We start from the raw sequence: 22,822 nt of genomic DNA, 5'->3' as shown, positions 1-22,822 counted from the left end.
TCGACCGCGCCCCGCGTCAGCGCGCGAGCGCGCGCGGGGGCGCCGTCGAGCCGCGCACGATGAGCTGCGACGGCAGCACGGTCTCGCCGATCGACGCCGCGCCCACCATCGCCTGCAGCAGCAGGTCGACCGCGAGGGCGCCGGAGCGCGCGATGGGCATGCGCACCGTCGTGAGGCTGGGCGTGACGGCACCGGCGAGGTCGATGTCGTCGATGCCGACGATGCTGACGTCGTCGGGGCACACACGGCCGAGCTCGGCCATGCCCGCCTCGAGGCCCAGGGCGACCAGGTCGTTGTAGGCGATCACGGCGGTGGCGCCGCTGGCCGCGGCGGCGGCAGCGCCCGCGCGTCCGCCCTGGATGGAGGCTGCGTGGTGGCTCAATCTCGACAGGCGGATGCCGAAGCGTTCGCAGGCGCGAGCCACGGCGCCGGCCCGCTGTTCGTCGGCCCATGAGCCGTGAGGCCCCGACGCGTACGCGACATGGTCGTGGCCGAGGGCCGACAGGTGCTCCACCGCCTGCGTCGGTCCTCGCTCGGCATCCATCACCACGCACGGGGCACCGGCGAGGACGCGGTTGATGACGACGTGCGGAGTGTCGCCGACCAGCGAGAGGACCTCGGCCTCGGGCAGTCGCGGCGAGCACAGCAGCAGACCGTCCGTGCGGCCCGCGAGCTCGATCGATTCCCGTTCGCGGCGCAGGTCTTCGTCGGCATCGAACAGTACGATGCGGTGGCGGCCGTGCCACGCCTGGCCCTGGATGGCTTTGAGCAGGGTGGCGTACACGGGGTTGGCCGCGTCGGGGACGACCACCGCGATCGTGCGGGTGCCCGTGGCCACCTGGGGGGTGGCGTAGCCCAGCTCAACCGCGGCGCGCCGGACACGGTCCAGCGTGGCGGGGGCGAGGCGGTCGGGTTCGCCGAAGGCGCGCGACGCGGTGGCGATCGACACGCCCGCGTGCCGTGCCACCTCCGTGAGGTTCGCCGCCATGTCCACCCCCATACCTCTGTCGTCCCATCATCGGGCATGCGGTCGTGAAAAAGGTTGACAAGTTTGTACAAACACCGCACACTGCTTTCATGCCGATCATCGACGATCCCCTCATGGCGAGCCCTCCCGCGTCGCGGGGAGCCCGCGCGTGACCGCCCGACTGCGCCGGGACGCGTCGACCTCGACGGCCTCCCTGCCCGATGCCCCCGCCACCGCGGGGATCGTCCACCTGGGCCTCGGCAGCTTCCACCGCGCCCACCAGGCCGTCTACACCGCCGCCGCAATGCGCGCGACGGGCGGCGACTGGGGCATCGTCGGCGTCGCCTCGCGCTCGCGCCGCGTCGTCGACGCCCTGCACGCTCAAGACCACCTGTACACCGTCGCGACGATCTCGCCCACCGGCACCACGCTCGAGATCCCGGGGGCGCACACCGATTCGTACGTCGCCGCCGACGACCCGGCGCGCGTCGTCGCCGACCTCGCCGATCCCCGCATCCGCATCGCCACCCTCACGGTCACCGAGAACGGATACAGCTACTCGCCCTCGACGCAGCGCCTCGATGTCGACGACCCGATCGTCGCGGCCGACCTGCGCGGCGGCGACCCCCGATCGAGCATCGGGCAGCTCGCCCGCGGCCTTCAACGCCGCGCCGCGGCCGGAGGGGAGCCGATGTCGATCCTCAGCTGCGACAACCTGCTCTCGAACGGCTCCCACACCGAGAAGCTCGTCCGCGCCTTCCTGCAGGAGCTGCCGGATGCCGAGGGCGCCGACGCACTGACCTACCTCGACCGCGCGGTGAGCTTCCCCTCGAGCATGGTCGACCGGATCGTCCCCGCCACCACCCCGGAGTTCGCCGATCGCGTGGCCGGCCTGCTGGGCGTCCGCGACGACGTACCCGTCCCCGCCGAGCCGTTCACGATGTGGGCGATCGAAGACCGCTTCGCCGGCGGCCGACCCGCGTGGGAGGCCGGTGGTGCCGTCTTCACCGACGAGGTCGGCGCCTACGAGCAGCTCAAGGTGCGCCTGCTCAACGGCACGCACTCGCTCATCGCCTACCTCGGCGCGCTGCGCGGCGTGCCCACGATCCCGGATGCCATCGCCCTCCCCGACGTCGAGGCCGCCGCCGCGGCCGTCCTGCGGCACGAGTACGAGCCGTCCGTGACCGCGCCCCGGGGTGTCGACATCGAGCAGTACGAGCGCGAGCTCTTCTCCCGCTGGGGCAACAGCGCGCTGGGGCACCGCACGAGCCAGGTCGGCTCCGACGGATCGGTCAAGCTCGGCCAGCGCATCCCCGGCCCGGTGCGGCACGCCCTCGATGGTGGCGGGTTCCCGCACCTGATCGCGCTCACCGTCGCGGCCTACCTGGCCTGCATCGCCCCGCCCGCCGGCTTCGATCCCGGTCCGCACGCTGCGGCCATGACCGATCCCGCACGCGCGCGTCTGACCGCGGGCCCCGCCCGCGGCGGCCGTGACCTCGCCGCCCGCGCCATCGTCGACCTGCACCTGTTCGGCGAGGACCTCGCCCATCGCACGGCGTTCGTCGATCGGGTCGGCGACCTGCTCGACACCATCGTGCAGCGCGGCGTCGACAGTGCGATCGCCGACGCCCTCGCAGCATCCGACGCCCTTGCACCGACCACCCCCTGACCACCCGGCGCTCTGCGGAGCGCATCGACACGAAGGAGACGCGATGAAGCTTCTCGCAATCCACGGCGCAGAAGACATCCGCTGGGAAGACCGACCGTCACCGGAACCCGGTGCGGGGCAAGTGCGCCTGCGCGTGCGGTACGTGGGCATCTGCGGATCGGACCTGCACTACTACTTCCACGGCAAGAACGGCGAGTACGCCGTCCGTGAGCCCCTGACACCCGGTCACGAGCTGTCGGCCGAGGTCGACCTCGACCCCTCCGGGCGCCTCGCCCCGGGCACGCCGGTCACGGTGCACCCCGCGCGATTCGGACCGTCCGTCGAGGGCTTGGAGGACCGCCCCCACCTGCGTGCCGGGGGCGACTACCTCGGCAGCGCCGCGGGCTTCCCCCACCGCCAGGGTGGGGCGGCCGAGCTGATCGTCGTCGAGGACCACATGGTGCGCGTGCTGCCCGAGGGGCTGACCCTGGAGCGGGCGGCCCTGGCGGAACCCCTCGCCGTCGCGATCCACGCCGTGAGCGTGGCCGGCGACCTCGCCGGTCGACGCGCCCTGGTCATCGGCTCCGGCCCCATCGGCCTGCTCGTCGCCGCCGCCGCCGTGAACGCGGGCGCCGCGGTCGTGGGCGCCAGCGACGTGCGGCCCGAGCCCCTCGAGCGAGCCCGCGCCCTCGGCGCCGAAGAGACGTTCCTCGTCGGCACCGACGCGATCGCGCCCGAGTCGTTCGACGTCGTCTTCGAGTGCTCCGGCGTGGGCGTCGCCCTGACCCAGGCGATCCGCGCGGCCCGCCGGGCGGGCACCGTCGTGCAGGTCGGCATGCTCCCCGACGCCGAGATCGGGGTGAACCTCGCGCCGATGCTCGCCAAGGAGCTCACCCTGCGCGGCGCGTTCCGCTTCTCGACCGAGATCGACGACGCCATCGACCTCCTCGCATCCACCGATGCCCTCGACGCCGTCGTCTCGCACGTCATCCCCGCCACCGACGCGGTCGCCACGTTCGCCACGGCGCGCGACTCCTCGGCATCCGCCAAGGTCCTGCTCTCCCTCTGACACCCGACCCGTCACCATTACAAAGGAGTAATCCGATGAGCAACTCTTCCGCCCCCGGCGTCGACGCCTCGACGTCACCGCCCGTCGTCAAGAGGTCGACCGGCGATCTCGCCCGCGCCGCCGTCTCGGGGTGGCTCGGCACCGCGCTGGAGTTCATGGACTTCCAGCTGTACTCGCTGGCCGCGGCCCTCGTCTTCAGCCAGATCTTCTTCGCCGGAGGGGATGCCGCCATGGCGGTCGTGCTCGCCATGGCGACCTACGGCGTGGGCTACGTGGCCCGCCCGGTCGGCGCGTTCTTCTTCGCCCGCATCGGCGACAAGATCGGCCGCAAGCAGGTGCTGTTCTACACGATCCTGCTCATGGGTGCGGCGACCACCCTCATCGGCGTCCTGCCGACGTACGAGCAGGTCGGCATCCTGGCTCCGATCCTGCTGGTGATCCTGCGCCTCGCCCAGGGCTTCGGCGCGGGAGCGGAGATCTCGGGTGCGGGCGTCATGCTCGCCGAGTACGCCCCCGACAACCGCCGCGGCGTCGTCGCCTCGCTCGTCGCCCTCGGCACCAACTGCGGCACCCTGTTCGCCTCCGGCATCTGGGCGATCCTGCTCGCCGTGATGATGGAGAGCGACGTCATCGCGTGGGGCTGGCGCATCCCCTTCATCGGCAGCGCCATCATCATGCTCTTCGCCCTGTGGGTGCGCTTCAACCTCAAGGAGAGCCCGGTCTTCGAGGAGCGCACCGACGTCGTCGACGGCAAGGCGCTCTCGCGCGCCGAGCTGCAGAAGGTCGCCACCGAGACCAACGACGTGCGCACGCTCGAGTCGCTGCAGAAGAAGCCGATCAAGGCCGTCCTCGTGTCGTTCTTCCTGCGGTTCGGTCAGGCCGGCAACTCCGGCATCGTGCAGACCTACCTCATCTCGTTCATCACCATCACCCTCGCCATCTCGAAAGAGGTCGGCCCCGAGATCGTGATCGTGTCGTCGCTGATCGGCTTCATCACGATCCCGCTCGTCCGGTGGCTCGGCGACAAGGTGGGTCGCCGCCGGATGTACATCGTGATGTCGGCGCTGTCGCTCGTGCTGATCGTCCCGACCCTGCTGCTGATCAACTCCCGTGAGGTGGGCTGGATCTTCGTCGGCTACGCGCTGATCCACAACATCTCGGTGCTGGGTCTGGCATCCATGGAGAACATCTCGATCCCCGAGATCTTCGGTGCCCGCAACCGATACACCCTCACCGCCGTCGTCCGCGAGATCGCGGCCATCATCGCCACCGGCATCGGCCCGGTCGTCGCTGCCGCCTGGGTGGCCGCCGTGACGGGCAGCATCATCCCGATCATGGTGCTGATGGGCATCTTCACCGCCTCGGCTCTGGTGGCCGCGCTCGTGGCACCCGAGTGGACCGGTCGCGACCTGCGGGATCCCCGCCCCGCGATGTGATCCCGCGCGGGCCCGCCCTTGTCGCGGGCCCGCTCCCGGGCGGGCTCGTGACGGCGAGCCCGCCCGTTCGCCGCCCCCTCCCCTCTCGACCAGAAAGACCCCGCATGAGCATCGCCACCGTCGACGTCATCGTCACGAGCCCCGGCCGCAACTTCGTCACCCTCAAGGTCACCACGTCCGACGGCGTCGTCGGATGGGGGGATGCCACCCTCAACGGCCGCGAGCTGTCGGTGGCGTCGTACCTCTCGGACCACCTCGCGTCGATGCTCATCGGCCGCGACGAGGACCGCATCGAGGACACCTGGCAGTACCTCTACCGGGGTGCCTACTGGCGCCGCGGCCCCGTCACGATGGCCGCGATCGCCGCGGTCGACATGGCGCTGTGGGACATCAAGGCCAAGAAGGCCGGGATGCCGCTGTACCAGCTGCTCGGAGGGGCGAGCCGCGACGGCGTGCGCGTCTACGCGCACGCCTCGGGCACCGACTTCGCGGCCCTCTCGAACGCCATCACCGGCTACCGCGAGCTCGGCTTCACGGCCGTGCGCGTGCAGACCGGCGTTCCCGGGCTCGGCCAGATCTACGGCGTCTCGGCCGCCGGCCCCGGTGTGCGCTACGACTACGAGCCGGCGAAGCGCTCCGGCGACCGGCCGGCCGAGGAGACCTGGGACACCCGTCAGTACCTGAACCACATGCCCGGGGTCTTCTCGCAGATCCGCGAGGAGTTCGGCACCGACCTGCGCATCCTGCACGACGGCCACCACCGCATGTCGCCGATCGAGGCCGCGCGCTTCGCGAAGGACATCGAGCCCTACGACCTCTTCTGGCTCGAGGACGCCACCCCCGGCGAGGATCAGACGGCACTGCGCCTCATCCGCCAGCACTCCACCACCCCGCTCGCGATCGGCGAGGTGTTCAACACCGTCTACGACTACCAGACGCTCATCACCGAGCGCCTGATCGACTACGTCCGCTCGGCCGTCACCCACACCGGCGGCATCACCGCGATGAAGAAGCTGCTCGACTTCGCCGCGATCTACGGCATCCGCTCCGGCATCCACGGCCCCACCGACATCTCGCCCGTCGGCATGGCGGCGGCGCTGCACCTGGATCTCGCGATCCACAACTTCGGCATCCAGGAGTACATGCCGCACAACGAGCAGACGCTCGAGGTGTTCCAGACCTCCTTCACCTTCGACCGGGGCTTCCTGCACCCGGGAGACCAGCCGGGCCTCGGCGTCGAACTCGACGAGGAGGCCGCCGGTGCGTTCGAGTACACGAAGGCCTACCTGCCGGTGAACCGCCTGCTGGATGGGACCGTCCATGACTGGTGAGCTCCCCACCCGCACGGTCTCGTCGAAGCTCGTCGTGGTCGCCCGCGCGTCCGCGGCCTCGGACTACGCACCGGTGCTCGCAGCCCTCGCCGAGGCGGGGGTGCAGAGCGTCGAGCTGACCCTCACGACGCCGGGCACGTTCGACGCCCTCGCCGAGCTGCGCGGGTCGTTCGACGGCAACCTCGGCATCGGCACGGTCACGAACCTCGACCAGCTCGAGCGCGCGATCGCCGTCGGCGCCGACTACGTCGTCACCCCGATCACCTCGACCGCCCTGGTCGAGCACGCGGTCGCCGCCGGCATGCCGATCGTGCCGGGAGGGCTCACTCCCACCGAACTGTTCGCCTCGTGGTCGGCGGGCGCCTCGGCGGTCAAGGTGTTCCCGGCCGGCCAGGTCGGCCCCGGCTACCTGAAGGATCTGCGCGGACCGTTCCCCGACATCGCCGTCGTCCCCTCGGGAGGGGTGGATGCCGACAGCGCGGCCGCGTGGCTCGCGGCGGGCGCGGTGGCGGTCAGCGTCGGCGGACCTCTGCTCGGCGATGCGTTCCGCGGTGGCGACCTGGGCGCGTTGCGCACGAGGGCCGAGCGGTTCGTCGCAGTCTGCGCAGGGGTCTCGGCGTGAGCGGCGCCTCCCCGGCGGTTCGGGCCTGCGCCGCCACCTCGGCGGTCGGCCGTTCCGGAATCGCGCGCGCGGCTTCGGGGTCGGCCTGCGATGAGAGGGACGGCTCGTGACCCGCGTCGTCACCCTCGGCGAGACCATGGCGCTCGCCCGCACGACCGAGATCGGGTCGCTCCGCCATGCCGCGGGCCTCGCGCTCGGCATCGGTGGGGCCGAGAGCAACGTCGCCGTCGGGTTGCGGCGCCTCGGGGTCGACACCTCCTGGCTCGGCCGCGTGGGCGATGATCCCCTCGGCGAGCGCATCGCGCGCGAGTTGCGCGGCGAGGGCCTCGACGTGCACGCGCTCGTCGACACCGATGCGCCCACGGGCCTCATGCTGAAGGAGCGTCCCTCCGCGGCATCCACCGCCGTCCACTACTACCGACGCGGTTCGGCCGGCTCGCGCCTCGCCCCCGGCGACCTCCCGGAGCGATGGATCGAGGATGCCGACCTGCTCCACGTCACGGGCATCACGCCGCTGCTGTCGGCCACGGCGCACGACACGGTGCTCGCCGCCGTCGATCGTGCCCGCGCCGCGGGTGTGCCGGTGAGCTTCGACGTGAACTACCGCTCCGCGCTGGCCGCCCCCGACGTCGCCGGGCCGATCCTGCGCGAGATCGCCGAGCGTTCGACGCTCGTGTTCGGCGGGGTCGAGGAGTTCGCCCTGCTGACCCCGGATGCCGCCGACTCCCTGCTCACGGCGGGCGTCGAGCAGGTGGTGGTCAAGCGCGGTCCCGCGGGGGCGGCGGTGTTCACCTCCGCGGGCGTCACCGAGGCGCTCGGCTTCGTCATCGACCCCCTCGACACCGTCGGCGCCGGAGACGCGTTCGTCGCCGGCTACCTCAGCGCCCACCTCGAGGGACTCGACGTCGCCGACACGCTCGTGCGCGCCAACGCCTGCGGGGCGATGGCGTGCCTCGTACCCGGCGACTGGGAGGCGGCCCCGACCCGCCGCGACCTGGTGCGGTTCCTCGCCGGCGGCGGCGACCCGGTCCGGCGCTGACGAGGCGCACCCCTCGGCGCCCCGCGAGGACGCATCCATTCGTCGAGACCGCACGTGTTCGTCCGCAATACCGTGCGGCCTCGGCGAACGAATGCGGTCTCGGCGCCCACCGGCGGCGCCCCGGCGCGAGCCGGGGGGCGGCGGGCGGGCGGGCCTAGGGCCGCAGCGGCAGCAGCGCGCTGATGTCGGCGCGCACGCCGGAGGCGACGATGCGGCCGGCGGTCACGGCATCCGCCCAGTGCTCCCGACCGGTGGCGACGGCGATCCAGGTGGCGGCGTCGGTCTCGACGACGTTGGGCGGGGTGCCGCGCGTGTGGCGGGGGCCCTCGATCACCTGCACCGCGCCGAAGGGCGGTACGCGCATCTCGACGGAGTTGCCGGGAGCCTTCTCGACCAGGAGCTGCAGCAGGTAGCGCACGGCGGTGGCCGTCGCCGTGCGCGGGGCGTCACCCGCGGCCACGGCCGCGAGCGCCGCGCGGCCGTCACCGGTCTCGATTCGGCGGGGAGGCATGCCTCCACGGTACCCGCGCCGCCACCCCGGGTGGCCCGGGTGGCCCGGGTCGCCCATCCCCGGGTCCCCCCAGTTGAGTGTCCGGGACACGCCGCATCGCCTCGAGCGGATGCGGCGTGTCGTGGACACTCAACGGCGAAAGGCCCCGCTCGGTAGGCTGGCCGAGTGAGAATCCTGGTCCTCGGTTCGGGCGCGCGCGAGCACGCCATCATCCTCGCGCTGCGTTCCGAAGAGGCCTCGCACGCCATCTTCGCCGCGCCCGGCAACGCCGGCATCGCCCGCGAGGCCCACCTCGTCGACCTCGACCCGCTCGACCCGGCCTCCGTGCTGGTGTTCGCCAAAGCCGAGGCCATCGATCTCGTCGTCGTCGGACCCGAGGCGCCGCTCGTCGCCGGTGTCGCCGATCCGCTGCGCGCGCACGGCATCCCCGTGTTCGGTCCGGGCAAGGCCGCGGCCCAGCTCGAGGGGTCGAAGACGTACGCGAAGCGGATCATGGATGCCGCGGGCGTGCCCACCGGACGCTCGGCGCGCGCGCACGACCTCGCCACCGTCGAGGCCGCCCTCGACGAGTACGGCGCCCCGTACGTGGTCAAGGCCGACGGGCTGGCCGCGGGCAAGGGCGTCATCGTCACCTCCGACCGCGAGGCCGCCCTCGCCCACGCCGAGACCTACCTGCCCACCGGTGCGGTGCTGATCGAGGAGTTCCTGTCGGGCCCCGAGGTGTCGCTGTTCTTCCTCAGCGACGGTGATCGCGTCGCGCCCCTCAGTCCCGCCCAAGACTTCAAGCGCCTGCGCGACGGCGACGAGGGTCCGAATACCGGCGGTATGGGGGCGTACTCCCCCCTCCCCTGGCTGTCGGAACGCTTCGGCGGCGAGACCGAGTTCGTCGACCACGTGACGCGCGTGATCGCGGAGCCCGTGATCCGGCAGATGGATGCCGAGGGCACCCCGTTCATCGGCCTGCTCTACGCCGGTCTCATCCTCACCGAGCAGGGCGTGAAGGTCATCGAGTTCAACGCCCGCTTCGGCGATCCCGAGACGCAGGTCGTGCTCCCGCGCCTGGTCGACCCGCTGTCGCGCCTGCTGCTGGCGGCGGCCTCGGGCACGCTCGACAACGAGCCCCGCCCGGCCTTCGCCGACGCGACCGCCGTCACCGTGGTGCTCGCGAGCGAGGGCTACCCCGAGGCGCCGCTGACCGGTCGCGTACTGACGGGCATCGACGAGGCCGAAGAGGTCGACGGCGTGCACGTGACCCACGCGGCGACGGCGCTCCGCGACGGCGAGCTCATCGCCACGGGCGGGCGCGTGCTCAGCGTCGTCGCCACCGGCTCCACGTTCGGCGAGGCGCGCACCGCGGCCTACGCCGGGCTCGAGCGCATCGGCCTCGAGGGCGGGCAGTACCGCACCGACATCGCCGCGCGCGTCGTCGAGGCCTGACGCCGGGAGTCCCGGCGCTGAGCGGCCCGGACACTCCGGCCAGAAACCTCCCCCGACACGGCGACGCGCCGGATGGCGTCACACCAGAACGGTCACCGTCGGGCCGGCGTCCACGAGCACGGCCTCACCACTCGCGCGCCGAGGCTGTTCGGTGACCAGGTCGACCGCGGCCCGAGCGACGTCGTCAACAGTGGTCAACCGCCCGCTGGGCGCGAACCCGGCCGCGAAACCTGCTTTGTCGTCGGCCGCGCCGCCGGTGAGACGGTCGACCATCGGGGTGTCGATCACCCACGGGCACAGGGTCAGCACGTCGATACCCGCCCCGGCCAGCAAGGGAGCGGCGCTCCGGCCGGCGGCCACGACGCCCGCCTTGGCGGCCGCGTAGGGAACGGCGATCGCCACGGGAAGCACCGTGCCGACGAACGAGGCGGTGTTGACGATCACGCCCCCGCGGCGCATGTGCGACGAGGCGTGGTGGAGTCCCGACAGCACGCTGGTGAGGTTGGCATCCACGACCTCGCGGAGAGCCTCGGCGGTCCACGAGTCCATCGACCCGATGGGCCCCTCGGTGCCCGCGTTCGAGAACCAGTAGTCGATCGGAGCCTCGGATGCCGCGTCCCTGGCGAGAGCGGCCACGTCGGCGTCGCGCGTGACGTCGGCGACGACGAAGCGCGCGTCTCCCCCCGCGTCGATGATCGCCTGCACGACGTCGGCGCCCCGGTCGAGGTCGCGTCCGGAGACGACGATGCGCGCGCCGGCGGCGGCGAGGTGGCGGGCGATGGCGGCGCCGATGCCGCTGGTGGCACCGGTGACGACGGCGGTGCGTCCGGAGAGAGAGGTCATGGAGTGTCCTTTGCTGGTGTGAGGAGGGAGGGGGGAGGTCAGCGGCGGCGCGCCGCGAGCATCTGCTCGACGTCGTCGACGAGCCCGGGGGCGCCGGGCGCGACCGCGATCGCGTCGCCGATACGGCGGGCGCGGGCCGCGTAGCCGTCGTCGGCGAGGATGCGTTGGACGGCTGCGCGGACGGCATCCGGAGTCGGACGCCCCGTGCGCAGGTTGACGCCCACCCGGGCGTGCTGCACGCGCGCGGAGGTCTCGACCTTGTCCTCCGAGTCGCCGGCGATCACGATCGGCACGCCGTGGCGCATCGCGTGGTGAAGGCCCCCGTAGCCGCCGTTGGTCACCAGCACACTCGTGCGGGCGAGCAGGTCGTCGTAGGGCAGGTAGCTCGCGGCGAAGGCGTTGTCGGGGAGGGCGGGCAGGGTCTCGACGTCGCGCCCACCGGTGGTCACGGCCACCTGCACGGGTAGGTCGGCCAGCGCCGCGAGCGTCGGCTCGATCACCTCGGTGTAGTCGGTGTTCGCGACCGTTCCCTGCGTGACGTGCACGAGCGGCAGGGTCGGGTCGAGGTCGTCGAACCACTCCGGTGCCGCAACGGGATGGGCGGCAGCGGATGCCATGGGGCCGTAGAACCGGAGCGCCTCCGGGGCGTCGCGTCGGGCGTACTCGAACTCCTGCACCGTGAACTGCGCGAGCAGGTCGCTGCGCGAGAGGACGTCCATGAAGAACGCGCCGTTCAGGGGCGGCGCGCCGACGCCTGCGAGGAAGAGATCGAGCGAGCGGTGCACGGGACGCAGCACCGTCTTGGCCGTCACCCCGAGCACGCCGTTGCGCAGGCGGTTCAGCGTGGGGTGCCGGAGCGGCGTGATGCCGAGTCCGTACGGGGCCGTGTCGCGGCTGGAGAAACCCGCCGGCCCGATGCCGCACATCACCGTGAGGGGGCGCTGAGAGCGCGGGCGTGCGAACAAGGTCTGCACGCCGAGGAAGGTCATGTCGTGCAGCACCACGTCGGCGGGTTCGTCGTTCAGGATCTGCTCAAGGGCGGCCGCCGCCGGGGCAGCGGGATCGACGAACGCGCGCTCGACCCCGCGGTTGATGGTGGCGAGTCCGCGGTCGCGTTCGTCGGCGCCGATCCCGTCCAGCGTGTCCGCCTCGGCGGGAAGAGGGAGGAACAGGATGCCGGCCTGCTCCACCATCCGCTGGTACCGCGACCCGGTGAGCAGGCGCACGCGCCACCCGCGCCGCTGCAGTTCCTGCGCGACGACGAGGAGCGGGCCCACGTGGCCTGTGGCGGGCATGCTGCACAGCAGGGCGGAGGGTGTCATGTCTGCGTCTTTCGAGGATGACCCTGTCCGCCGAGGGGCGGGGGTCTAGGCGAGGTTTTCGGAGAGGTGGACGAGCTGCGCCGTCAGCCAGGTGCGGTAGGCGGCGACGTCCCACCCGCGGGCCACGGTGAGGTGCGTCCACGGGTCGGGACCGGTGATGAGCCCCAGGACGTCGGCGGCGAGGGCGACCTGGTCGACGCCGATGCGGTCGCGCTGCAGGAACCAGCCCGCGGCGATCGTCATGTCGCGGTGGCGCCGCATCTCGAGGTCGAGGTAGGCGGCGCGCGCCTCGGGGTCGCTGTCGGCGGCGGCCACCATCGCCCGCACGATGGCCGCCGAGCGCTGATTGGCGTCGATGAGGAAGTCCACGTACCGGGCGATCGCGGTATCGGTGTCGGGCTCGCCCATGATGGCGACGAGCTCGGGGCGCTCGGCGAGCGAGTGCCGCCCCTCGTCTCCCGCGAACGTGCGCTCGAACGCCGCGATGAGCAGACCGTGCTTGGGTCCGTTCAGGTGCACCGTGGGCACCGACACCCCCGCCTCGGCCGCGATCGCCTTGATCGAGGTGGCGACGTACCCGTCGCGCACGAACAGCCGGGCCGCCGCCTCGACGATCGTCGCGCGGGTCTCGGCGGCGTCGGCCTGCCGTCGGGGAGAGTGGTAGCTACGGGGCACGGGAGAACGCTACTTCGCCGCCGCGACCGTCGACCGGAAGATCACGAGCCCCGCGACGATCTGCGCGCCGGTGGAGACGAAGTACATCGCGTTCGACAGCGCCTCGATGGTGCTCACGGTGAGGACGACGCCGAGCGCGAAGCCGACAAGTGCCAGCACCAGGACGGCCCAGCGTGCCGCGCCCGTCAGAACCCCGGCGCGGACGATGACGATGCCGCCGACCAGCAGGGCGACGCCCTGCACGGCGCTCATGGCTCCCAGGAACGCCATCGCCCCATCGGTGAACACGGCGGACGGCATCAGGTAGGCCGTGACGAGGTACATGCTCTGGTTCGCGAGGAACAGAGCTCCGAACCCGAGAAGCGCGACCTTGCCCACGAGAGACGAGCCGACGGCGCCCTCTCCGTCGCCTCGGTCCAGCGCGAGCGGGACCATCGCCGCGACATGGGCGAGCGTGCTCGCGAGGAAGAGCACCCAGAAGGCGGTCGCCGGCCCGGATTCGGTGGCGACGTCGGCGGTGAGCTCGATGGAGGTCGCCGCGGTGAGCAGCACCCCGCCGACGACGATCAGGATGCCGGCGGTTCGGGCCCACCACGGGCGGGTGCCGGTCGTCGCGGCGTCGCTCTCGACGGCGGTGCGGGTGGCGGAGTGCGGGGCAGAGGTGATCATGGATGCTCCTGCGAGTGACCGGGATCGGACGGCGGCTCATTTTGACTATAGCGGCGTATAACTGAATATGGAACCGCCCGCCACGACGCACCGACGATCGCGTCGCGGGCGCCTAGCGGAGGAGCCGTGACGAGCGGAGGACCGCCGGACCGGCATCCGTCCTCCCTAATCCCCAGCTCCTCCCCTCGTCACCGCCGCGAGCGCCCGAACCCTGAGCGCGAACGACGAACGCCGCCGCCCCACGGGGGACGACGGCGTTCGCGCGTCGGACGCTACTCGCGCGCGGCGACGGGGGCAGCCTGCGCGGCCGGCTCGGCTTCGCGCGGGGCACCGTGCGGGCGGATCATCGACGGGCGACGCATGAACAGCACGGCGACCAGGCCGACCGCGATCACGATGATCGGCAGCAGCAGCGATTGCCCCATCGCCGCCGAGAAGCCATCGACCACCTGCGGCGGAAGCGTGCCGCCGCCGAAGCTCGCCCCGGCATCCGCGGCCCCCGGCAGGTTCGCCTCGAGACGCGCCTGCATGAACGCGGCGATGGATGCCGAGCCGATCACCGAGCCGACGGTGCGCGTGGTGTTGTAGATGCCGGCGCCGGCACCCGCCTGGCGCGGCGGCAGGTTGCGCGTCGCGGTCGTGGCCAGCGGGCCCCACATGCCGGCGTTGCCGATGCCCATGAAGGCCGCGGGGATGAGGAAGGCCCAGATCGGCGCGTCGTTCAGGATGAGCGCGGCGTAGAGCCCGAGCGAGCCCCCGACGAGCAGCAGACCGGGGACGAGCAGGAATCGCGGGTCGGTCCGGTCGAGCAGCTTGCCCGCGAAGGGCGCGAGCACGCCCGACAGGATCGCCAGCGGGATGAGCAGCAGCGCCGACTCGGTCGGGGTGAGGCCACGGGCGAGCTGCAGGTAGAACATCTGCGGCAACGCCATGCTCGTCACGGTGAAACCGACCGCGGCGATGGCGAGGTTCGCGATCGAGAAGTTGCGCTCGCGGAACAGTTCGAGGGGCACGAGGGGTTCGCCCTTGCTGCGCGCCTGCGTCCAGATGAACACGCCCATCACGGCCACACCGGCGACGACCATCGCCCAGATCCACGCCGCCCACGAGTAGTGCTCGCCCTCCTGCAGGCCGAACACGATGAGGAAGAGACCGACGGCGCTCAGCACGACGCCGAGGATGTCGAACTTGTGCGCGGTGCGCGGCAGCTGGGGCACCAGGATGACCGCGGCGATGAAGCCGATGATGCCGACGGGGATGTTGATGAAGAAGATCCACTCCCACCCGAGGCCGTCGACGAGCAGGCCGCCGGCCAGCGGGCCGACGAGGGTGGCGACACCGGCGGTGGCTCCCCACAGCCCCATGGCGGCGCCGCGGTTCTGCGCCGGAAAGGTACGGGTGATGACGGCCATCGTCTGGGGCGTCATGAGGGCGGCGCCCAGACCCTGCACGGCGCGAGCGACGATCAGCATCTCGAGCGAGGGGGCCAGCCCGCACGCGAGCGAGGCGAGGGTGAAGATCGCGAGGCCCGTGAGGTAGACGTTCTTCGGGCCGAAGCGGTCGCCGAGACGGCCGGTGATGAGCAGTGGCACGGCATAGGTGAGCAGGTAGGCCGAGGTGACCCACACGACGTTGTCGAGGTTGTTGGTGTCGGGGTCGAGGGCGGCCTTGATGGCGGGGTTCGCCACCGAGACGATCGTGGTGTCGACCAGGATCATGAAGAAGCCGATGACCAGCGCCCAGAGGGCGGGCCAGGGGCTGCGTTCGGTGCGGGTGGATCCCGTACGAGTGGATGCCGCGGAGGCGGCGCGGGAGTCGGTCATGGGGTGGTCTCCTTTGAGACGCGGTGCTTCTTCTTGATGTGTTCGGGGATTTCGGCGATGCCCCAGGCGAGGGAGCGGTCGGCGAGACGCGCACGCAGGGAGTCCTGCCACGCGAGTTCGGCGTCGAGCAGAGCGGACTGCCGCTGCAGCTCGACGAGGAATTGTTCGGGGGTCTCAGACGTGGCGGCCTTGTCGAGACCGGCGCGATGCTCGTCGACCGAGGCGAGGAGCAGGGCGCGGCGTCGGTCGAGCAGGGCCATGACCTCGTCGCGCGGGAGGTTGTGGGCCTCCGACAGCGCGACGCGGAAGTCACTGGCCCGGTCGATCTGGGGGAGCTCGGCGCGCACCCACTGCTCGACGGCCCGGCGCCCGGCATCCCGCAGCGTGTAGGTGGTGCGCTCGGGGCGGTTGCCGTCGCGATCGACGCCGACCTCGGCGAGCAGGCCGTCGCGTTCGAGGCGGGCGACCGCGTGGTAGATCGTGCCCTTCTGCAGGGGGACGAGGCGATCGTCGCCCCGCTCCTTGAGCAAGCGCACCATCTCGTAGGGGTGCATGTCGGCCTCGCGCAGGGTGGCGAGGATCATGACCGCGATCGGGGTGAGGCGGGGCTGTTCCGGCATCCGTCCCCCTCATGGTCCGTGTCGACTAGTCCACGTGGACTATACGCTCTCGGACGGCGCGACGCGAGCCCGGGGGGGGGGGAACGTTGAGTGTCCAGAACACGCCGCAGTCGGGGCGCTCCATGCGGCGCCTCTTGGACACTCAACGGGCTCGCGAGCGCGGCGACTCACGCGCGCGTGCCGGGGAGCGCGGAGCGGGGAGCGCGGGAGCGCGGAGCGGGGAGCGCGGGAGCGCGGAGCGGGGAGCGCGGAGCGGGGAGCGCGGAGCGGGGAGCCGGGAGCGGGCCAGGATGCCGCGACGCGACACGCGAATGTCCACGACACCCGGGCCGCGTGGCGCGGCATCCGGGAGTCGTGGACATTCAGTGCGACAGGGCCCTACGACTCCGGCGACGCCGGGGCGCCCGACTCAGGAGCCGACGCGGTGACCGACTTGCGCGGACGCCAGCGCGCCGGCAGGCCGAAGATGCCCCGCTGGTTGGGCTCCTCGACCTCGAGGCCGTAGTGCTCGCCGATCGAGTCGCGCAAGTGCGCGCGCTCGGCCTTGTCGTACGCCTTCATCTCACGGCGGAACGCCACGACCGTGGCCCAGCAGATCGCCAGCAGTACGACGCTGAACGGCAGCGCGATGCTGATCGCCGCCGTCTGCAGCGCGGTGAGACCGCCGGCCAGCAGCAGGGCGAACGCGATGAGCGAGGTCGCCAGGGTGAAGAAGATGCGCACCCACCGCTTGGGCTCCTCTTCGCCGCCCGTCGCGATCATGCCCATCACCAGCGCGCCCGAGTCGGCCGAGGTGACGAAGAAGATCCCGATGAGCACGAGGAAGCCGATGGCCAGGAACACGGTGCCGGGAATGCCCTCGAGCATCTGGAACAGCGCGGTCGAGACGTTCACCGAGCCGTCGGAACCGAGCAGCGACACGCTGCCGGTGAGCTCGCCGTAGATCGCGGTGCCACCGAGCACGGTGAACCACAGGATGCCGACGAGCGTGGGCACCAGGATCACGCCGGTGACGAACTCGCGCACCGTGCGGCCGCGCGAGATGCGCGCGATGAAGATCCCCACGAAGGGGGCCCACGAGATCCACCAGCCCCAGTAGAACGAGGTCCAGGTCCCCTGCCAGGCGACCCCGTCTTCACCGGAATAGGCGCTGGTCGTGAACGACAGCCCGACGAAGTTCTGGATGTAGTTGCCGATCGACTGCACCACGTCGCGCAGCAGGAACTCGGTGGGACCGGCGAACAGCAGGTACAGCATGAGCGCGCCGGCGAGCACGAGGTTGATGTTCGACAGCCACTTCATGCCCTTGCCGACACCCGAGAGCACCGAGAACAGCACGAAGCCGGTGATGATGCCGACGATGATGGCCTCGCTGATCGCCGACGGCGCCACGATGCCCAGATAGTCCAGGCCCGCACTGATCTGGATGACGCCCAGACCCAGCGATGTCGCCACACCGAAGAGCGTGCCGACCAGGGCCGCCACGTCGACGGCGTTGCCCCAGGCGCCCTGCACGAGGCGCGCCCCGAGGATCGGCTCCAGCGCCCAGCGGATGGTGCGCGGGCGCTTGCGGCGGTGGAACGCGTAGGCGAGGGCGAGGCCGATGACGACGTAGATCGACCAGGCGTGCACGCCCCAGTGCAGGAACGTCTGCGACATCGCCTGCTGGGCGAGCTGGTTCGGGGTCCCCTCCACGCCCGGTCGGGGCTGGGCGAAGTGGCTGAGCGGCTCGCTCACGCCGTAGAACACCAGGCCGATGCCCATTCCCGCCGCGAACAGCAGCGAGAACCACGACATGGTCGAGAACTCGGGCTCGTCGTCGTCCTGGCCGAGCTTGATCGTGCCGAAGCGACTGAAGCCCATCGCGAGGGCGAAGACGACGAAGAACGCCGCGATCAGCACGTAGTACCAGTTGAAGGCCGAGACGATGGTGGTCTGGACGGCGCCGAAGGTGGCTTCGGCCGCGTGGGGGAAGAGCATGGCGAAGGCGATGAACGCCAGAGCGATGCCTGCGGCGGGCCAGAAGACCCAGCCGCGAATGGTCTTGTGGCGACTACCCAGGTGTGGGTCGATGTTCACCGCGGTGTCGGGGGCTGCCTCGGTCATTCCTCCGAGGGTAGTCAACAGCCGCGCGCGAGCCCGGGGGCGGGCACCGCGAGGCCGCATATGACACAATCCGCGCCGATGAAGAGGCCGCGCCTCCGCAATAATGAGCGTGTGACCACCGCTCCCCCGCTCGAGTTCCCCGGCTGGCGCCACATCTACTCCGGCAAGGTGCGCGATCTCTACGTTCCCGCCGGCACCGCCGACGAGGCCGCCCCGACGCACCTGCTGGTGGTCGCCAGCGACCGCGTGAGCGCCTTCGACCACGTGCTCGCCCCCGGCATCCCCGACAAGGGCACGCTGCTGACCACGCTCAGCCTGTGGTGGTTCGACCAGCTCGCCGGCGCCGATGGCGGTCGCGGCATCGCGAACCACCTCGCGGCCGACCACGCCCTCGTGGGCGACGAGGCCGTCGAGCTGATCCCGGATGCCGTGCGCGGACGCGCCATGCTCGTGCGCTCCCTCGATATGCAGCCGATCGAATGCGTCGTACGCGGGTACCTCACCGGATCGGGCTGGGCGGAGTACCGCGACTCGGGCACCGTGTGCGGCATCCCGCTGCCCGCCGGCCTGAACGACGGCGACCGCCTGCCGGAGCCGCTGTACACCCCGGCGTTCAAAGCGCCCATGGGCGAGCACGACGAGAACATCACGTTCGAGCGGTCGGTCGAGCTCGTCGGCTCCGACACCGCCGAGGCGCTGCGCGAGCTGTCGCTCGAGATCTACCGCCGCGCCGCCGCCACCGCCGAGGCGCACGGCCTGATCCTCGCCGACACCAAGTTCGAGTTCGGATACGACGCCGACGGCGTGCTGACACTCGCCGACGAGGTGCTGACCTCGGATTCCTCCCGCTACTGGGATGCCGAGGCCTGGCGCACCGGGTCCACCGCGGCCGAGCGCATGGCGAGCTTCGACAAGCAGATCGTGCGCAACTGGCTCGCCGACAACTGGGACAAGCAGGGCGAGCCCCCCGCGCTCCCGGCCGAGATCGTCACCCGCACCCGCGACCGCTACGCCGAACTCCTGCGCCTCCTGACCGCCTGACCCCCTTCCCCCTCGCGAGATCACGCGCTGTCGTCGAGACACCACGACACGACGTGTGACCTCGCCGATGCCGCGTGATCTCGGCATCCGATCACGAACTCACGAGGAGACACATGTTCCGCTGGAAGCTGCACGGAAACGGGCGCACCGTCGCGCCGGGAGCGGTCGTCGCACCCGGCGAGCGCCTCAACTGGGGCGCCACGGTCGCGATCGGCCTTCAGCACGTCATCGCGATGTTCGGCGCCACCTTCCTGGTGCCGGTGCTCACCGGGTTCCCGGTGTCGACGACGCTGCTGTTCTCGGGCGTCGGCACGCTGCTCTTCCTGCTCGTCACGCGCAACCGCCTCCCCAGCTACCTCGGCTCGTCGTTCGCGTTCATCGCGCCGGTGACCGCGGCCACCGCGACCGCGGGCATGGGTTCCGCCCTCGCGGGCATCGTGGCCGTCGGCATCCTGCTCGCCGCCATCGGCTTCGTCGTGCAGTTCGTCGGTCTCGGATGGGTCGACAAGGTCATGCCGCCCGTCGTGGCCGGCGCGATCGTGGCCCTGATCGGCTTCAACCTGGCGCCCGTGGCGTGGTCGAACTTCCAGCTCCAGCCTCTGCCCGGCACCATCACGCTGGTCGCCGTCATCCTGTTCAGCGTGTTGTTCCGCGGCTTCCTCGGCCGCATCTCGATCTTCCTCGGCGTGATCGTCGGCTACGTCGGCACGGTGCTCATCCAGGCCGGCACGGGCGAGAAGCTCATCGACTTCGCCGCCGTCGAAGCCGCTCCGTGGGTGGGCTGGCCCGAGTTCCACCTCGCCGACTTCGCGTCGCCGCAGACGTGGTCGGTCATCGCGATGTTCCTTCCCGTGGTGCTGGTGCTCGTGGCCGAGAACGTCGGCCACGTTCGCGGCGTCGCCGCCATGACCGATGCCACCGCCAACCGCTCCACCGGCCGCGCCCTCATCGCCGACGGCGTGGCGACGACCATCGCGGGCACGTTCGGCGGCTCGGGCACCACGACGTACGGCGAGAACATCGGCGTCATGGCCGCCACCCGCGTGTACTCCACGGCCGTCTACTGGGTGGCCGGTCTCGCGGCGATCGTGTTGAGCCTGTCGCCCAAGGTGGGCGCGGTGTTCAACACCATTCCGCCGGGCGTGCTCGGTGGTGTCACCACGGCGCTCTACGGCCTGATCGGCATCATCGGCATCAAGATCTGGGTCGACAACCGCGTCGACTTCTCGCGTCCGGTCAACCAGTACACCGGCGCCGTTGCGCTGGTGCTGGCCATCGCCGGCTTCACGATGCAGTTCGGCGACTTCCAGCTCGGGGCCATCGTTCTGGGCTCGGTCGCGGCGCTCGTGATCTACCACCTCGGCAACGCCATCGCCCGAGCGCGCAAGACCGGCGCCGACGACGGCGGCCCGATCCCCGCGGTGGGGCCGCTGGGCGGCGACCCGAGCTGACGCCGGGCGCGCCCCTCGCCGGGCGCCCTCCTCGCCGAGACCGCATCCGTTTGCCGAAACCGCACGCGATTGCCGCCGAAAGGCTGCGGTCTCGACAATCGGATGCGGTCTCGACGGCGCAGGCCGCCCGGGCGCCACGGCGAACCGACCCCGCCGTCCGGGGCGCGACGGCGGGCCGAACTCCTGATCGGTCACGCGGCCGGGAGCGCTCGTGGGCGGAAACGCCGGCGACGCTCGGGAAACTCAGGAGTGCGGCACGTCGGTCCCCCGCCCCGCGCGCGCAGACCCGCGAGCGCGCGCACCGCGCGGGCAGGCCGGCAGCCGGCGTGGCGGGGGTACGCGCACCGGGCGGGCGGACCCGCCTGGCCCCGCTCGCGGGCGCCCGACGTGGCGGCGGGGCGCAGCAGCACACCCGCCGCCGTCCCGCAAGCGGGCATACGCCGCGCACGGGCGTCGATAGCGTCGGGCCTCTCGGCGAGGGTGCCCGACCGGCGCCTCGCCACCGATGACGAGGAAGGCACGATCATGGCATCCGGAACCTCCGACCCCTCGCAGCCCGCGGCGGACGAGAACCTGCACGACGCGCCCGACGACGAGGGCATGCCCAAGCCGGGCGGCCTGGGCGCCGACGGCACCATCCCCAACGATCCCGACGGGGTCGCGGCGGGGCACTCCGCCACCGCCTCGCACTTCAACCCGGAGGAAGACGAGCAGTCCGACTGACCGCTCCTCGCTCGGTGACCGGTGGTGCGGACCGCCGGTCACCGTCGTGCCTGTCGCGTAGAATGGATGACGGTGCGTCGGGAAGTCTGGTCGACATTCTGTCGACCGACCCCTGAGGAATCCCGATGACCCAGAACGACCTCCGCGCCCCGCGCTGGCCCGGCTACGCCGAAGTGCACCGCGTCACCACGATCCTCCGCCGCGAGTCCGTCGGCGGCCTGCTGCTGGTCATCGCGGCCGTCGTCGCCATCGTGTGGGCCAACTCGCCCGCCTCCGACTCCTATTTCGCGCTGCGCGACTTCCGCTTCGGCTACGAGCCGTGGCACCTCGAACTCAGCGTGGGCGCCTGGGCGGCCGACGGCCTCCTCGCCATCTTCTTCTTCCTCGTGGGCCTCGAGCTCAAACGCGAGATCGTCGTGGGCAGTCTCCGCCGGTTCCAGACGGCCATCGTGCCGGTCACCGCCGCCGTCGCCGGCGTCGCCGTCCCCGCGCTCATCTACATCGCGGTCGTGCACTCCCAGCCGAGCCTGCTCGCCGGCTGGGCCATCCCGACGGCGACCGACATCGCCTTCGCCGTCGCCGTGCTCGCGTTGGTGGGGTCGCACCTCCCGGGTCCGCTGCGCATCTTCCTGCTGACCTTGGCCGTGGTCGACGACCTCATCGCGATCGCCATCATCGCGATCTTCTACACGAGCGACATCGCCCTGCTGCCCCTCGGCGTGTTCGCCGCGCTCGTCGTGGTCTACGGAGTCATCGCCCATCGCGCACGCGCGTGGTTCGCGCGCACCCCCTGGGCGGCGTGGGTGGTGCTGCTGCCGATCGGTTTCGCGGCGTGGGCGTTCCTGCACGCGTCGGGCGTGCACGCCACCATCGCCGGTGTCGCCCTGGCCTTCACGATCCCCGTGGGGCCCTCGCGTCGGCGGACGAACGCGGGCACCGACCTCGCCGAGCAGTTCGAGCACCGGTTCCGTCCGATCTCGGCCGGCATCGCTGTGCCGATCTTCGCGTTCTTCGCCGCGGGGGTCGCCGTGGGCGGGGGCGACGGCATCGCCCGAGCGCTCAGCGACCCGGTGACCATCGGCGTCGCCGCGGGACTGGTGCTGGGCAAGCCCCTCGGCATCCTGCTGGGTGTGCGCCTGCTCACGCTCGTCACCAGCGTGCGCCTCGACCCGGCGCTGCGCTGGATCGATCTCGCCGGGGTCGGGTTGCTGGCCGGCATCGGCTTCACCGTCTCGCTGCTGATCGCCGAGCTGAGCTTCCCCGACGGCTCCCCGCACACCGACGACGCCAAGATCGCCATCATGGTCGCCTCGCTCCTCGCCTCGCTCCTGGCGTCGTGCGTGCTGCTCGTGCGCAATCGCCGGTACGCGCAGCTGGCGCGCGACGAAGCGGTGGATGCCGACGGCGACGACGTCGCAGACGTGTACCAGCAGCCGTCGAGCGGCGACCGCTGAGTCCTGACCGCGCGTCGCACGGCGACCGCCGCATC

The 22,822-nt window shown here is 71.6% G+C and carries 20 protein-coding genes; 11 read left to right on the top strand and 9 right to left on the bottom strand.

What is annotated here, in order from left to right; genetic code table 11:
- Window positions 1-16: 16 nt before the first annotated feature.
- A complete protein-coding gene (locus tag IFU19_RS15595; RefSeq protein ID WP_055833076.1) occupies window positions 17-988 on the bottom strand; it encodes a LacI family DNA-binding transcriptional regulator in 972 nt (323 codons plus the stop codon).
- Window positions 989-1,136: 148 nt separating this feature from the next.
- Here IFU19_RS15595 and IFU19_RS15590 point away from each other — a divergent pair, with 148 nt between their 5' ends.
- The 6 genes from IFU19_RS15590 to IFU19_RS15565 all read left to right on the top strand — a co-directional run bounded on the left by IFU19_RS15590 (window position 1,137) and on the right by IFU19_RS15565 (window position 8,112).
- The gene (locus IFU19_RS15590; protein WP_192212147.1) at window positions 1,137-2,636 is read left to right on the top strand and encodes a mannitol dehydrogenase family protein; all 1,500 of its coding nucleotides are present in this window, start codon (window positions 1,137-1,139) and stop codon (window positions 2,634-2,636) included.
- Window positions 2,637-2,679: 43 nt separating this feature from the next.
- On the top strand, window positions 2,680-3,684 hold the full coding sequence (locus IFU19_RS15585; protein WP_192212146.1) for an L-idonate 5-dehydrogenase: 1,005 nt from the start codon (window positions 2,680-2,682) through the stop codon (window positions 3,682-3,684).
- Between the two features lie 35 nt (window positions 3,685-3,719).
- Window positions 3,720-5,120, top strand: coding sequence for an MFS transporter (locus IFU19_RS15580; protein WP_192212145.1), 1,401 nt, complete (start codon window positions 3,720-3,722; stop codon window positions 5,118-5,120).
- Window positions 5,121-5,224: 104 nt separating this feature from the next.
- Complete coding sequence (gene manD / locus IFU19_RS15575; protein WP_055831938.1) at window positions 5,225-6,451, top strand: D-mannonate dehydratase ManD; 1,227 nt, start codon at window positions 5,225-5,227, stop codon at window positions 6,449-6,451.
- Entirely contained in the window at window positions 6,441-7,073 is a 633-nt protein-coding gene (locus IFU19_RS15570) for a bifunctional 4-hydroxy-2-oxoglutarate aldolase/2-dehydro-3-deoxy-phosphogluconate aldolase (protein ID WP_191916170.1), read from the top strand. Before manD ends, IFU19_RS15570 begins: the two co-directional genes overlap by 11 nt.
- A 106-nt stretch (window positions 7,074-7,179) precedes the next feature.
- Complete coding sequence (locus IFU19_RS15565; protein WP_191916171.1) at window positions 7,180-8,112, top strand: PfkB family carbohydrate kinase; 933 nt, start codon at window positions 7,180-7,182, stop codon at window positions 8,110-8,112.
- 154 nt (window positions 8,113-8,266) lie between these two features.
- On the opposite strand, the gene IFU19_RS15560 is transcribed toward IFU19_RS15565, so the two are convergent.
- Window positions 8,267-8,623 carry a sterol carrier family protein gene (locus IFU19_RS15560; RefSeq protein ID WP_055831942.1) on the bottom strand — a complete coding sequence of 119 codons (357 nt, stop codon included), beginning with the start codon at window positions 8,621-8,623 and terminating at the stop codon, window positions 8,267-8,269.
- 165 nt (window positions 8,624-8,788) lie between these two features.
- Between IFU19_RS15560 and purD the strand changes: the two genes are divergently transcribed.
- On the top strand, window positions 8,789-10,060 hold the full coding sequence (gene purD, locus IFU19_RS15555) for a phosphoribosylamine--glycine ligase (protein ID WP_192212144.1): 1,272 nt from the start codon (window positions 8,789-8,791) through the stop codon (window positions 10,058-10,060).
- Between the two features lie 78 nt (window positions 10,061-10,138).
- Here the strand turns inward: purD and IFU19_RS15550 are convergent, their stop codons facing one another.
- From IFU19_RS15550 to IFU19_RS15520, 7 genes are all read right to left on the bottom strand, one after another.
- Window positions 10,139-10,903, bottom strand: a complete 765-nt coding sequence (locus tag IFU19_RS15550; RefSeq protein WP_192212143.1) for an SDR family NAD(P)-dependent oxidoreductase — start codon at window positions 10,901-10,903, stop codon at window positions 10,139-10,141.
- 38 nt (window positions 10,904-10,941) lie between these two features.
- Complete coding sequence (locus tag IFU19_RS15545) at window positions 10,942-12,225, bottom strand: glycosyltransferase (RefSeq protein ID WP_192212142.1); 1,284 nt, start codon at window positions 12,223-12,225, stop codon at window positions 10,942-10,944.
- Between the two features lie 45 nt (window positions 12,226-12,270).
- Window positions 12,271-12,900, bottom strand: a complete 630-nt coding sequence (locus IFU19_RS15540; protein WP_192212141.1) for a TetR family transcriptional regulator — start codon at window positions 12,898-12,900, stop codon at window positions 12,271-12,273.
- A gap of 9 nt (window positions 12,901-12,909) precedes the next feature.
- A complete protein-coding gene (locus IFU19_RS15535) occupies window positions 12,910-13,569 on the bottom strand; it encodes a hypothetical protein (RefSeq protein ID WP_192212140.1) in 660 nt (219 codons plus the stop codon).
- A gap of 272 nt (window positions 13,570-13,841) precedes the next feature.
- On the bottom strand, window positions 13,842-15,392 hold the full coding sequence (locus tag IFU19_RS15530; RefSeq protein WP_192212139.1) for an MFS transporter: 1,551 nt from the start codon (window positions 15,390-15,392) through the stop codon (window positions 13,842-13,844).
- Window positions 15,389-16,012: a PadR family transcriptional regulator gene (locus IFU19_RS15525; RefSeq protein ID WP_191916178.1), complete on the bottom strand. Its 624-nt coding sequence runs from the start codon at window positions 16,010-16,012 to the stop codon at window positions 15,389-15,391. The genes IFU19_RS15530 and IFU19_RS15525 overlap by 4 nt, the downstream gene beginning before the upstream one ends.
- A gap of 378 nt (window positions 16,013-16,390) precedes the next feature.
- The gene (locus tag IFU19_RS15520; RefSeq protein WP_192212138.1) at window positions 16,391-18,118 is read right to left on the bottom strand and encodes a BCCT family transporter; all 1,728 of its coding nucleotides are present in this window, start codon (window positions 18,116-18,118) and stop codon (window positions 16,391-16,393) included.
- 78 nt (window positions 18,119-18,196) lie between these two features.
- On the opposite strand from IFU19_RS15520, the gene IFU19_RS15515 reads away from it, so the two are divergent.
- The 4 genes from IFU19_RS15515 to nhaA all read left to right on the top strand — a co-directional run bounded on the left by IFU19_RS15515 (window position 18,197) and on the right by nhaA (window position 22,787).
- A complete protein-coding gene (locus IFU19_RS15515) occupies window positions 18,197-19,159 on the top strand; it encodes a phosphoribosylaminoimidazolesuccinocarboxamide synthase (protein ID WP_055831955.1) in 963 nt (320 codons plus the stop codon).
- A gap of 113 nt (window positions 19,160-19,272) precedes the next feature.
- The gene (locus IFU19_RS15510; RefSeq protein ID WP_192212137.1) at window positions 19,273-20,610 is read left to right on the top strand and encodes a uracil-xanthine permease family protein; all 1,338 of its coding nucleotides are present in this window, start codon (window positions 19,273-19,275) and stop codon (window positions 20,608-20,610) included.
- 525 nt (window positions 20,611-21,135) lie between these two features.
- Window positions 21,136-21,333 carry a hypothetical protein gene (locus tag IFU19_RS15505; protein ID WP_191916238.1) on the top strand — a complete coding sequence of 66 codons (198 nt, stop codon included), beginning with the start codon at window positions 21,136-21,138 and terminating at the stop codon, window positions 21,331-21,333.
- A 125-nt stretch (window positions 21,334-21,458) separates the two neighbouring features.
- Window positions 21,459-22,787, top strand: a complete 1,329-nt coding sequence (nhaA, locus tag IFU19_RS15500) for a Na+/H+ antiporter NhaA (RefSeq protein ID WP_191916182.1) — start codon at window positions 21,459-21,461, stop codon at window positions 22,785-22,787.
- Window positions 22,788-22,822 lie beyond the last annotated feature (35 nt).

Origin of the sequence: Microbacterium sp. CFBP 8794, from assembly GCF_014841235.1 — a bacterium.
Taxonomy (GTDB): Bacteria; Actinomycetota; Actinomycetes; order Actinomycetales; family Microbacteriaceae; genus Microbacterium.
This window is presented reverse-complemented; position numbering and strand designations above follow the sequence as displayed.

Coding starts and splice junctions, on each gene's coding strand:
- IFU19_RS15545 (WP_192212142.1), bottom strand. CDS start 12,225: ATGACACCCTCCGCCCTGCTGTGCAGCATGCCCGCCACAGGCCACGTG.
- IFU19_RS15530 (WP_192212139.1), bottom strand. CDS start 15,392: ATGACCGACTCCCGCGCCGCCTCCGCGGCATCCACTCGTACGGGATCC.
- IFU19_RS15510 (WP_192212137.1), top strand. CDS start 19,273: ATGTTCCGCTGGAAGCTGCACGGAAACGGGCGCACCGTCGCGCCGGGA.
- IFU19_RS15520 (WP_192212138.1), bottom strand. CDS start 18,118: ATGACCGAGGCAGCCCCCGACACCGCGGTGAACATCGACCCACACCTG.
- IFU19_RS15595 (WP_055833076.1), bottom strand. CDS start 988: ATGGCGGCGAACCTCACGGAGGTGGCACGGCACGCGGGCGTGTCGATC.
- IFU19_RS15585 (WP_192212146.1), top strand. CDS start 2,680: ATGAAGCTTCTCGCAATCCACGGCGCAGAAGACATCCGCTGGGAAGAC.
- IFU19_RS15505 (WP_191916238.1), top strand. CDS start 21,136: ATGGCATCCGGAACCTCCGACCCCTCGCAGCCCGCGGCGGACGAGAAC.
- IFU19_RS15535 (WP_192212140.1), bottom strand. CDS start 13,569: ATGATCACCTCTGCCCCGCACTCCGCCACCCGCACCGCCGTCGAGAGC.
- IFU19_RS15525 (WP_191916178.1), bottom strand. CDS start 16,012: ATGCCGGAACAGCCCCGCCTCACCCCGATCGCGGTCATGATCCTCGCC.
- IFU19_RS15560 (WP_055831942.1), bottom strand. CDS start 8,623: ATGCCTCCCCGCCGAATCGAGACCGGTGACGGCCGCGCGGCGCTCGCG.
- manD (WP_055831938.1), top strand. CDS start 5,225: ATGAGCATCGCCACCGTCGACGTCATCGTCACGAGCCCCGGCCGCAAC.
- IFU19_RS15515 (WP_055831955.1), top strand. CDS start 18,197: ATGAAGAGGCCGCGCCTCCGCAATAATGAGCGTGTGACCACCGCTCCC.
- IFU19_RS15550 (WP_192212143.1), bottom strand. CDS start 10,903: ATGACCTCTCTCTCCGGACGCACCGCCGTCGTCACCGGTGCCACCAGC.
- IFU19_RS15570 (WP_191916170.1), top strand. CDS start 6,441: ATGACTGGTGAGCTCCCCACCCGCACGGTCTCGTCGAAGCTCGTCGTG.
- IFU19_RS15580 (WP_192212145.1), top strand. CDS start 3,720: ATGAGCAACTCTTCCGCCCCCGGCGTCGACGCCTCGACGTCACCGCCC.
- nhaA (WP_191916182.1), top strand. CDS start 21,459: ATGACCCAGAACGACCTCCGCGCCCCGCGCTGGCCCGGCTACGCCGAA.